9 protein-coding genes are annotated in these 11,273 nt (G+C 52.5%); 3 read left to right on the forward strand and 6 right to left on the reverse strand.

Annotated elements, in window-relative coordinates:
- Positions 1–116 precede the first annotated feature (116 nt).
- Positions 117–599, reverse strand: a complete 483-nt coding sequence (gene bcp, locus DP091_RS25015) for a thioredoxin-dependent thiol peroxidase (protein ID WP_071220856.1) — start codon at positions 597–599, stop codon at positions 117–119.
- Positions 600–728: 129 nt separating this feature from the next.
- Here bcp and DP091_RS25020 point away from each other — a divergent pair, with 129 nt between their 5' ends.
- The 3 genes from DP091_RS25020 (at position 729) to DP091_RS25030 (ending at position 4,254) form a co-directional block, all read left to right on the forward strand.
- Positions 729–1,814, forward strand: a complete 1,086-nt coding sequence (locus DP091_RS25020) for an LCP family protein (protein ID WP_113060803.1) — start codon at positions 729–731, stop codon at positions 1,812–1,814.
- Between the two features lie 79 nt (positions 1,815–1,893).
- Complete coding sequence (locus DP091_RS25025) at positions 1,894–3,210, forward strand: glutamate-1-semialdehyde 2,1-aminomutase (RefSeq protein WP_113060834.1); 1,317 nt, start codon at positions 1,894–1,896, stop codon at positions 3,208–3,210.
- 171 nt (positions 3,211–3,381) lie between these two features.
- Positions 3,382–4,254 (forward strand): aminoglycoside 6-adenylyltransferase, encoded by an 873-nt coding sequence (locus tag DP091_RS25030; protein ID WP_113060804.1) that lies wholly within the window; start codon positions 3,382–3,384, stop codon positions 4,252–4,254.
- A 191-nt stretch (positions 4,255–4,445) separates the two neighbouring features.
- Here DP091_RS25030 and DP091_RS25035 read toward each other — a convergent pair whose 3' ends face one another.
- The 5 genes from DP091_RS25035 to DP091_RS25055 form a co-directional block, all read right to left on the reverse strand.
- Positions 4,446–5,894: an ABC transporter substrate-binding protein gene (locus DP091_RS25035; protein WP_113060805.1), complete on the reverse strand. Its 1,449-nt coding sequence runs from the start codon at positions 5,892–5,894 to the stop codon at positions 4,446–4,448.
- A gap of 129 nt (positions 5,895–6,023) precedes the next feature.
- Positions 6,024–6,890: a carbohydrate ABC transporter permease gene (locus DP091_RS25040; RefSeq protein ID WP_113060806.1), complete on the reverse strand. Its 867-nt coding sequence runs from the start codon at positions 6,888–6,890 to the stop codon at positions 6,024–6,026.
- Between the two features lies 1 nt (position 6,891).
- Positions 6,892–7,827: a carbohydrate ABC transporter permease gene (locus tag DP091_RS25045; protein ID WP_113060807.1), complete on the reverse strand. Its 936-nt coding sequence runs from the start codon at positions 7,825–7,827 to the stop codon at positions 6,892–6,894.
- Between the two features lie 96 nt (positions 7,828–7,923).
- Positions 7,924–9,243: a response regulator gene (locus DP091_RS25050; protein WP_113060808.1), complete on the reverse strand. Its 1,320-nt coding sequence runs from the start codon at positions 9,241–9,243 to the stop codon at positions 7,924–7,926.
- Entirely contained in the window at positions 9,243–11,075 is a 1,833-nt protein-coding gene (locus DP091_RS25055; RefSeq protein ID WP_113060809.1) for a cache domain-containing sensor histidine kinase, read from the reverse strand. Before DP091_RS25055 ends, DP091_RS25050 begins: the two co-directional genes overlap by 1 nt.
- Between the last annotated feature and the right edge of the window lie 198 nt (positions 11,076–11,273).

Below are 11,273 nucleotides of genomic sequence, written 5' to 3' on the forward strand. Positions count from 1 at the left end.
TCTGCTCACGAATCGTTCATGGCAGAGCTGTCGCACTTGGCTTGACAATCCGTCATTTAAAAAAAGGTCCCTTATCATGCCTGTTCAGGCATGCTGAGGGACCGTTCTTCATATAGCTATGACAGCACGGCTGCGAGGACCGCTTCGACATGGCCTTTTACTTTTACTTTCCGCCACTCGGCGGCCAGCTTTCCCTGCTCATCAATCAAGAAGGTAGAGCGTACAATACCCATATACTCGCGGCCGAACATCTTCTTCATCTGCCACACGTCAAACATTTCGCTTACCTTATGCTCCTCATCAGACAAGAGCAAGTAGGGCAGGCTATGCTTATCGATGAATTTGGCATGGGATTTCAGGGGATCCGGGCTAATCCCGATCACGACCGCCCCTGCCTGCTCCAAGCTTCCATAATGGTCTCGGAAGCTGCAAGCCTCTTCCGTACAGGTTGGGGTCATATTTTTCGGATAGAAGAACAGCACGACTTTACGTCCACGAAAATCGCTTAAAGCTACCTTCTCCCCGTTCGAAGCCGGAAGTGAAAAATCCGGCACCTGGCTTCCAACTGTTAACTGTGTTTGATCTGCGATAAGGCTCAACTCCTAAAATACGGACTATAGTCCCGAAAATTGATTGTCTTTTCGAAAAAAATTATAATAGAATGAATGTCGAATGTTCAAATGTTCTATCGAATTCATTCATCAGCGTAATCCGAAAGGAAGAACACAATGACCAAAAAAACAAAGAAGACGATTATATGGAGTGTCAGCCTCATCCTCGCCGCTATTATTGGTTACGGCATTTATTATGCGGCATCGTTCTACGACGGCTTGCAGAGTCTTCAGAAATCAGGTGAATCCTCCCCTTTTCGTGAAATTGAAAAGGTAGATGCCAAAGTTCCAGCGCCACCCGAGTGGGAAGGAACGGAGACGGTTAACATTCTGCTGATGGGCGTGGATGCGCGTGGTTTTGAGGAAGGCGAAATTCCTCGTTCCGACAGTATGCTTGTTGCCTCGATTGATCCCGTGAAGAAGAAAATGCACTTATTCTCTATTTTGCGCGATACTTACGTAGAAATACCCGGATATGACAGAAACCGAATCAATACGGCCATTACACACGGCCCGAATACGGCCATGAAGGCAGTAGGCGATCTGCTGGGCATTCCGGTTCAATACTACGTCTATACGGATTTCCAGGGTTTCATGAAGCTGGTTGATTCCGTTGGCGGGGTTGATTTCTATGTTGAGAAGGACATGAACTATTCCAGTAAAGCTGACAAAAACGAATACGACATCGAGTTGAAGCAAGGCATGCAGCATCTGGATGGCAATGCGGCGCTGCAATATGTCCGATTCCGCTATGATGCGATGGGCGACTTTACCCGCACCGAGCGGCAGCGTGAGCTCTTGAAGGCCGTAGCCAAGAAAATGCAGACCACCACTTCCATCATGAAGCTTCCGGACATTCTGAAGTCCGTCAGCCCGTATATCGATACCAATCTCGATGTTGAGGATATGTGGAAGCTGGCGAACGTTGCCTACAAGAGTAAAATGAGCGGCAGCGAACAGGTGCCTCCGATGAAGCTCCTGAAGGAAGAACATATCGGCGGGGCAGCCGTTCTAACGGTCGGCAATTCGGATACGCTGAAACAGTATATCCAGGACATCTTAAATCCGCCAACGCCTGACCCTGAGACAGAAGGCAGCGAAGGTACGGACAGCAATTCTGAAACCACTGGTTCTGAGAATAACGATTCTGAGGGTCATTCGGATAGCTCCACTGCTCCATCTGCAACAACGGATCGTAACTAATGCACCTACAGCAATCAGGACAGGAGCTATGTCATTTTAGCTGCCTGTCCTGCTTCATGAAGAAAGGAAGTTAACCATGATGACAACATCAAGAAACCGTTCGGAAACTCTATATCAAGAAGCGCTGCAGCATATCGTAGGCGGCGTAAACAGCCCCTCCCGTTCGTTCAAAGCCGTAGGCGGCGGCGCGCCCGTATTCATGAAACGCGCGAATGGAGCTCACTTCTGGGACGAGGACGGCAATCGCTACATCGATTATTTGGCAGCCTATGGCCCGATCATAACCGGACATGCCCATCCGCATATTACGGCCGCAATCACGGCAGCAGCTCAAAACGGCACCCTCTACGGGACGCCGACGGAGCTTGAGATCACCTTGGCCAAAATGCTGAAGACCGCCATCCCGTCCATGGATAAGGTGCGTTTCGTCAATTCCGGCACCGAGGCGGTCATGACCACGATCCGGGTCGCCCGCGCCTACACTAAACGCAACAAAATTATCAAGTTCGCCGGCTGCTACCATGGCCATTCCGATCTTGTCCTCGTGGCAGCAGGCTCCGGCCCTTCCACGCTCGGCATTCCGGACAGCGCCGGGATCCCGGCCAGCATTGCGACGGAAGTCATTACCGTTCCGTTCAACGATTTGGATGGCTTGCGGACTGCCCTCGACGCATGGGGTGATGATGTGGCTGCCGTTATGGTAGAGCCGATCGTCGGCAACTTCGGGATGGTGATGCCGAAGCCGGGATTTCTCGAAGGCCTATGCCAGATGACGCACGATAACGGCTCATTGGTCATCTACGACGAAGTTATCAGCGCTTTCCGCTTCCACTATGGATCTACCCAAACCTATGCCGGTCTGAACAATCACGAGGCGATTCAGCCGGATCTTACGGCGCTTGGCAAAATCATCGGCGGCGGTCTCCCGATCGGCGCCTATGGCGGACGTAAACACGTGATGGAACAGGTCGCGCCGCTTGGTCCTGCTTATCAGGCAGGAACCATGGCGGGTAATCCAGCCTCCATCGCCGCCGGAATCGCTTGCTTGGAGGTTCTGCAGGGTGAAGGCGTATATGAAGAAATGGAGCGCTTGACCATCAAGCTGACGGAAGGCTTGCAGGCATCCGCCGACCGCCACGGCATTCCGCTCACAATCAACCGCATCCGGGGCTCCTTCTCCACTCATTTCTGCGACCATCCGGTTACGAACTATGACGAAGCGCAGGACACCGACGGCGAAGCCTTCGCCGCTTTCTTCCGCCATATGCTGGACCGCGGCGTGAACCTGGCTCCTTCCAAGTACGAGGCCTGGTTCATGACCACAGCCCATACGGATGCCGACATTGAGGCTACGCTTGAGGCTGCGGAGGAATCTTTTAAGGCCATGAAGAATTAATATAGATATATGCATAACCCGCGAAAGGAGATCTCCTCATGAAGAAGCGATTGAACAAATTATAACATGCTCCAGATCGCTGCCGAGCTTCCACAGTCCGAATTCGTGGACCTCCTGACCTGCCCGATTCAAACATGCGTAATCTAAATTTGAATACGGAGGCTGGATAACATGAGAAGCGAGCAAGAAATGATGGATTTGGTATTGGGCTACGCAGCCCGCGACGAACGGGTTCGGGCCGTTACCCTGGAAGGATCCCGAACGAATCCCAACGTGCCTAAGGATATATTTCAGGATTACGATATCAGCTTTCATGTTACGGACATGGAGAGCTTTATACAGGACCCGGATTGGATCGACGTCTTCGGTGAGCGGATTATTCTGCAGACGCCCGAAGACATGGCCATGTTCCCTCCGGATCTTGGAGGCTGGTTCTCGTACCTGATGTTGTTTACCGACGGCAACCGGATTGACATGACTCTGATTCCCATCGAGGAGAAGGAAAAATACTGCAAGGAGGACAAACTGATCCGAATCCTAATGGATAAAGATCAGGCGTTCCCGGCGATTCCGGCTCCATCTGACGAGGATTTTTGGGTAAAGCGTCCGTCCGCTGCCTTTTTCGAGGATTGCTGCAATGAGTTCTGGTGGGTATCCACATATGTAGCCAAGGGCTTGTGGCGGGAAGAAATACTGTATGCCCAAGACCACTTCCACAACATCATGCGGCCGATGCTGATGAAAATGCTGGAGTGGCATGTGGGCGCCCAAACCGATTTCTCGCTCAGCGTGGGCAAGAACGGCAAGTACTTGAAAAACTATTTGTCTGCGGACAGCTGGAACGAGCTGATGTCCACCTATCCGCGCGGAACCTACGAGGAAGTGTGGGAGGCGTTGTTTACGATGGGAGCGCTGTTCCGCAGAACCGCGCTGGATGTCGCTGAGCAGCTGGGCTTTGAATATGATATGGGGCAGGATCAGCGTGTAACGGGCTTCCTGCAGCATGTCCGTCAGCTGCCGGCGCATGCCAAGGCGATCTATTAAAAATCGCCGATGACGCGGTTCACTTGATTCCAAATATCGAATCGGGCAGCCGTGCTCGAGGAGGGCGGACCACTGGTCCAAGTCAACTCCAGATCGTAAGGAAATGGAACAGCAAAGAGAGACGCCGCTCCGGCGTCTCTCTTTTTTGTGCTGCAGAACTCTCCCCAATCCCATACGGGACAGCCGCTCTTTTACTTCTGTTCGATCTTATCGAAGAAATTCTCCTGAACCAGCTTGGCTGTTTCATCCAGCTGTTTCTTGGAATCCGTGCCTTCCTTCGAGAACGCTTCCTGTACGACGTTGGACATCGCTGCATAGTAGTCCTGCGTGCCAAATTGTGCTTCCGGCTTGCCCTCCAACAGGCTGAAGAGCTGCGGATCGTATTTGTAGACGTTGTCGTACTTATCGTAGATGGCTTTTACCTTCGCGGCATACTCGGAATCATCGCTGAAATATTCCAGCGGCGTCGGTACAAAGTATTTGCCTTCGGCTTTGCGGGCATTAATCGTATCTTCCACCGATTTCAGCGCATCATCCGTAAAATAATCAAACGTGATGTAACGGAAAGCCATTTCCTGCTCTTCCTTCGTGGCATTCGGGTTGATGACCAGATAATTGCCGCCTAGAATGCCGTGGTGAGCTCCTCCTTTCTCCATCGCTGGCATCGGATATGCCAGCACATCCTCAGGCTTCATGCCGCCCTCATTCAATGCCGGCTGGATCACGTCAAATGCGCCTGCAATGACCATCGCCGTACGTCCCTGCTGGAACGAACTGACGGCATCGCCCCAACCGAGAGCCCAGTCCTGCGGAATGGCATTCGCTTCCCATCTCAGCTTTTTATAGAAATCCAGCGCCTTCACGCCGGCTTCCGAGTTAAACACGGCCTTCACTTTGCCGCCCTCGTTCACTTCGATATCCCCGCCGGCTTCGAACAGGAAGTTGGTCCAGTTCCAGCCCGCTTCATTACCTTTGCCCATCGGCGCGATGCCGGATATGCCGGCCTTGGGATCTGCAGCCCCTTTCGCCGTGTTGTACATGTCGTCCCACGTCCAATCCATCGGCGGAACCGGTACGCCCTTCGCATCCAGCAGCTTCTTGTTCACGATCGTTGACGTGATGTACCCGTTCTGCGTAACGCCATACACCTTGCCGTCCACGATGAATTGATCCTGCAGCACGGGATTCATGTCGTCCTTGTACTCCCACTCGTTCCAGAACTCCGTGATGTCGGCCACCCAGCCCCGCTCCACGAGCAGCTGTGCTTCCGTAGCCCAAGTGTTATAAAACGTCGGCGCTTCGTTCGAAGCCATCTTGACCCCAATTTCGTTGACGCTGTACTGCCAATCGTCCTTCACGATGGTCACGTTCGGATATTTCGCCTGGAAACGGGCGATTTTATCATCCTCCTGCTGACGCAGCGTTGTATCATCCGGCAGCGGATAGTGGATCTTGATCGTTATCTTTTGATCCGCGATATCCTCCTTCGGCTCCTCCGTCTGCGTTGCAGTCGTGCCGCCCGAATTGGCGGTCCCTCCGTCTTTATTGCCGGCCTCCGGCGCTGCTTTGCCTCCGCCGCAAGCGGCGAGCAAGGAGCTGAACAGCATAAGGCAGATCAGTAATGCTGAGAACTTGCGCATGGATACTCCCCTTTTCCTGATTGAATTGATAATGTCCTTCTTATCTCCATCATAAAATTGAAACTCGGAAAGGACGATGTGCATTCATATGACGATCATGTGCAGGGCTACGATGGTGTACACGCTGCCCTACCCCTTAACAGCCGAGAGACTGACGCTGCGCATAATGAATTTCTGGAATATCAGAAATACGAAGATCGGCGGCACCATGACCATGAACAGGATCGCGAATTTGATGCTGCTGTCCAGGCTCCTTGCGTTGATGACATACTTGTAGATGGCCGTGGCCAGTGTGTACTTGTCCTGCGTCTGCATGACCAGCGACGGCCAGAACCAGTCATTCCATGCCGTGGAGAAGGTGAAAATCGCCAGCGTTGCAAAGATCGGGACGGACAGCGGCACGGCAATTCGCAGGAAGCTGCTCAACTCCGAAGCGCCATCGATGCGTGCCGCCTCGAAGATCTCCGGATGAATGCCATCGAAGAAGTTTTTGATCAGCAGGAAGAAGTACGCATTCGCTCCCGCCGGCAGCCAGAAGGCCCAGTAGGAATTCAGCAGCCCCAGCTCCTTCAAATTGACGAAGTTCGGAATCATATAACTTGACGCCGGAATAAACAAGGTCATGAGAATGAAGAAATAGAAGACGCGGTGATAGGGAACCCGGATACGGGAAATGCTGAATGCCGCCAAGCCCAGTACCAGAATCGTCACCAGCAGATTACCGCCAAAAATAAGCAGCGTATTCTTCAGAAACATCGGCAGATCGATGTATTCCCACCCCTTCGGGAAGTTATCCCAATGCCATTCCGACGGGAAAAAGCGCGGCGGAAACGTGTTGATCTCCTGATTGCTCTTCAGCCCGTTAAACATCGTCATGCCAATCGGATACAGCATCGTAAAGACCATCACCGCGATGCACAGCACCATAAACCCGTATATCGCCTTGTTCCACGGTTTTCTCAGATCCGAAGCGGACAGTATGCCTCTCTCTTTCATTCTAGTACTCCTCCCTGTTCATCTTGAACTGCAGGATGCCCAGCAAACTCAGCACCAGAAACATCAAGATGCCCATCGCGGTTCCTGCCCCGTAATCCAGCTGGTTAAACGCGTATTTTACGGTTAGAAGCGCATAGGTAAGCGTCGCCTTGTTCGGTCCGCCGTCCAGCATCGCCAGCTGCGACTGATACGCCTGCGAAGTGCCGATCAGCTGCAGGATCAGCATGAGCATAATCAAATTGCGCATCGAGGGGAGCGTAATGTATTTAATCCGGGCCCATACGCCCGCACCGTCGATCTCGGCGGCTTCATACCAATCCTTCGGTATGCTGAGCACGCCCGCCAGATAGATCAGCATCGCCGAGCCGAATTGCTGCCATGTCTCCATCACGACCAGCGACACCATGGAGAAACGGCTATCCGAAATAAAGGATACCGGTTCTGCCCCAAAGAAGCCGAACAGGGCGTTGATCGGACCTACCGGGTCATACATCCACCTCCACATGCCGTAAAGCACGACGCCGGGTACGACAAACGGTAGATACGCCGCAATCCGGGCGAAGCCCTGGAACAGCTTCAGCTCCGAGATGGCAATAGAGGCCGCGATGGGCACCCAGAAGCCGATGACCAGCGTTAACAGCATGAAATACAATGTATTTCGAACGGAAACCAGCAGATCGGGATTGCTGAGAACCTTGGCATAATTATCGAACCCGACGAACGTGTTCCCTTTTACGAAATCGATATGAAAAAAGCTGTAAAAGATCCCTTTCAAGATCGGCACCCACAAAAAGACGATAAAGATCGCAATGGCCGGAACGAGGAACATATACCCCCATATGTACTTCTTCCACAGCGGCTTGCGCTTGTGCTCCTGTCGGGTGCGATGACCGGGCTCTATCCGAGCCTGGCCTTGCGGCATGGCCGTTTCTTCCATGTAAACTCCCTCTTCCTTCATTAAATGTCCAGCTTTAATTGTAAAAAGACAGGGAGTCTTCGAACATGTCTAAAACTATGTGAAGTATAGCCGTTCTTACTTCTTTAGCTCGCTGGGGCTGACGCCGTAATATTTTTTGAAGATTTTGCTGAAATGCTCCGGAGATTCATAGCCGACTCGCTCCGCGATTTCGTAGCGGCGGTGATCCGTGCTCAAGATCAGGGACCTGCTCTCCTCCATCCGCAGCTTCACGACATACTCCCACAGGCTGCTGCCGGTATATTTTTTGAACAGATAACTCAAATAGTTCGGGCTCACGTGATTGTTCTTGGCTATCTCGTGAATCGTCAATCCCTTCTGGCGGTAATGCTCCTCGATATATTGCCTCGTATTCTCCACGATCCGGTTGCCCTGGCTCGAAAGCACCTCATGCGACGTCTCCTGGGCATAGTTGTGCCAATTGAAATCCCCGTAATAAAACACGTGAAAGTCCTGCAGCTGCTCGCTCCACAGCATCGCTTTGTCCGCCTGACGGCTGAGCACACTCAAAAATTCGGGCCCCCTCAATATTTGGCTGATCCCAACGGTACAGCTTCGTTTCAGGTACAGCTCCACATGGTGGTGCAGACTCCGGCCGATCATCTCCAGATGCTGGATCTTGCCGCCCGTATTCTCCTCCATCTCCTGCTCGCTCCATTGGAGGATGATGTTGATGTCCCGCTCCGGCGAATAGAATACGAAGGCGTGCGGCTCCTGCTCCAGCAGCTCCTTGGCGATATTCAGCGCGGCATATTGAATCAGGCTTACATCTTGCCTGGAAAAAGAAGCGCTGCTGTCTTCCCTTAAGCCCAGCTTCATCTTGATAACGGCAAAATAAGGACCGATCAAGCCCAGCTCCGATTCGTCCAGGCCGGCCAGATGCGGCTGATCCTGCTCCGTGGAGAGCCGCTGATTCAGCCGCTCTATTCGTTCGGACGGAGGCTCCTCCATCCGAAAATGCTCGTTATCGGCCATGAGAAATGGCTCCATCTGAGGCGCCGGTCGATCCATCTTGAGCAGCACGCTGCGAACCGAATCCAGAAACTGCTCGCTGTTCAGCGGTTTGATCAAATAATCCTTGGCTCCGAGCTGGAGCGCCCGCTGCGCATATTGAAATGTTTCATGGGCTGAAATAATGATCGTCTGAACCCACGGCTTTACGATCTTGGCCTGCTGCATCAGCTCGATGCCGTTCATCTCGCCCATCTGGATATCGGTGACCAGCAGGTCGATATCTCCCATCCGTATGTAATCCAGCGCTTCCTGCCCGCTGTAGGCCGTAGCAATCCCATCGATGGCCAGGCCCGAGGACGTTAACAGCCCGGCCAAGCCCTTGCAGATCAAAGGCTCGTCATCTACCACCAAAATGTTATACATCAGGAAACCTCCCGTCCGGTTGCGGTAATGGTTGTTTCTTCTATTCGGGGAATCGTGATCGTCACGCGGGTTCCCCCTTCTTCTCTTGGTTTATATTGCAGACCGCAGCCGCTTCCAAAATGCAGCTGGAGCCGCTCCTGAATATTGCGGATGCCGTAGCCAAGCGAAGGGTTCGGCGCTTCATCATGGAGCAGCCTGTGGATGGATTCGTAGTTTACGGGGCGGAAGCCGTTATCTTCAATGACGATCCGGCATTGTCCCTCCTCCAGATGGCCTGAAATCCGGATGATTCCGTCCTCGCCCATATTTTTAATGCCATGAATGATGGCGTTCTCCAGCAGCGGCTGCAGCGTAATCTTCGGCACATGGTTCACCAGCAAGGACTCGGGCACTTCCCAGTGGACGGTAAACTGATAATCATAACGGTTCAGCTGCAGATTGATATAAGCCCCCGCATGCTCAAGCTCTTCCCCAAGCGTGATGAGTTCCCGCCCCCGGCTGAGACTGATCTTCATCAATTTGGACAAATCCTTGATCATCTCGGCGGACTCGGTATTGCCCTCCATCGTGCTCTTCCAATAGATGCTCTCCAGCGTGTTGTACAGCAAGTGGGGGTTGATCTGCTGATACAGCAGCTGCAGCTGCGCTTCCTTCTGCTTCAGATCCATACGGTATTTGTAGTGGATCAGATCATTCAACCGGCGGGCCATGTCATAGATTGTGGAGATGAGGACACTGACTTCATCTTTTCTGCGCCGGTAGGGGGTCTCGGGCACGACGTTCCCCGGTTCGTACCTTCTCACAAAATGCGCCAGCTTCTGGAGCGGCGTCATCAGCGACTGCCAGAAATAAAAAACGATAATGAGACCCACGGCAAAGTAAGCGATGGAGATGACCTGGATAACACGCTTCATCTCGCTTTGCTGGGCGAGCAGCGTTTTGACGGGCACCTTGTAGACCAGCTTCTGATTGAGCACGTAGTTATAATCAATGACATAGATAAAATCCGACGTGATCACGTCCATGACGCCGATCGTGGATTGGCCCGGATCCGCTTCAGGGGGCAATTCAAGCCTTCCTGCCACGCCTTGTACCGACGAAGTCAGGATATGGTCGTTCCCATCCGTAAAATACAGCTCCCCGTCCGGAATCGAGACCGTCGATAACGACTCGCCGATCCGCGCGTCTAAATTCGTGACCACCAGAACGCCGATGGTCCCGCCCTTATAAATATTGTTCACGGCCCTCACATAGCTTAAGGTCTCTTGATCCTGCCGCCCTTGTACCGGCGGCGACAGATTCGCTATGCGCTTGAGATACCCGTTCCCTTTCATCGCCACGGCTTCATCGAACCATGCCGGCTTCTCCTTCTCATCGGAGAAAAAATACACCCCCGCTTTTCTGCGGTCAGGGTAATAGGGAGCAAAGAAGTAGCTGTTGTTCGGGTCATACACATAGAGCGAGTAATAAACCGGTTCGCGTTCATCCGTTTCCTGGGAGAAGGACAGCAGCATCTTTTCCAGCCGCTCGTAGTTTTTGACGCGCGCGAGAACGGTGTCCTCGGCAAAGGGATCCAGCTGCTGGATTTGCGAATTTTGGATGACCGTGGAGGTCACTTTGTTAACGGTTTCAATATCACGGTTAATCAGCTTAAAGTTCTGCTTGTTCAGTTCGATATAAGCATTGGTCACATGGCGCTTCAGGATTTGACCGGCCATGGAATTCCCGTAGGCGTTCAGCGCAAACAACGGAATGACCAGCACCAGGAACAGCAGAATCATCTGCTGCTTGATATTCATGCGGCCCAGCGGATTTTTGAAGCGGTTCTTCATCGGTCCTTGCACCTCCGGCTTTCTCAAGCATAGCAACAATCCAGCGGCATCAGCGTAGTCATTTCTACGGAAATGATGCGTATTTTTACGATCAGGCAGAAAGTCTTTAAGTGGATGTATTAGCCTTACGACAGGCGATTTCCTGCAAAAGCGGACGGCGTGTCTGGCGGGAGTCGATCGATCGAGGTGTGAGGGAGT

The sequence above is a fragment of the Paenibacillus sp. MDMC362 genome (genome assembly GCF_003269305.1).
In the GTDB taxonomy this organism is placed as follows: Bacteria; Bacillota; Bacilli; order Paenibacillales; family Paenibacillaceae; genus Paenibacillus_AQ.

Coding starts and splice junctions, on each gene's coding strand:
- DP091_RS25020 (WP_113060803.1), top strand. CDS start 729: ATGACCAAAAAAACAAAGAAGACGATTATATGGAGTGTCAGCCTCATC.
- DP091_RS25030 (WP_113060804.1), top strand. CDS start 3,382: ATGAGAAGCGAGCAAGAAATGATGGATTTGGTATTGGGCTACGCAGCC.
- DP091_RS25025 (WP_113060834.1), top strand. CDS start 1,894: ATGACAACATCAAGAAACCGTTCGGAAACTCTATATCAAGAAGCGCTG.
- DP091_RS25055 (WP_113060809.1), bottom strand. CDS start 11,075: ATGAAGAACCGCTTCAAAAATCCGCTGGGCCGCATGAATATCAAGCAG.
- DP091_RS25040 (WP_113060806.1), bottom strand. CDS start 6,890: ATGAAAGAGAGAGGCATACTGTCCGCTTCGGATCTGAGAAAACCGTGG.
- DP091_RS25045 (WP_113060807.1), bottom strand. CDS start 7,827: ATGGAAGAAACGGCCATGCCGCAAGGCCAGGCTCGGATAGAGCCCGGT.
- DP091_RS25035 (WP_113060805.1), bottom strand. CDS start 5,894: ATGCGCAAGTTCTCAGCATTACTGATCTGCCTTATGCTGTTCAGCTCC.
- DP091_RS25050 (WP_113060808.1), bottom strand. CDS start 9,243: ATGTATAACATTTTGGTGGTAGATGACGAGCCTTTGATCTGCAAGGGC.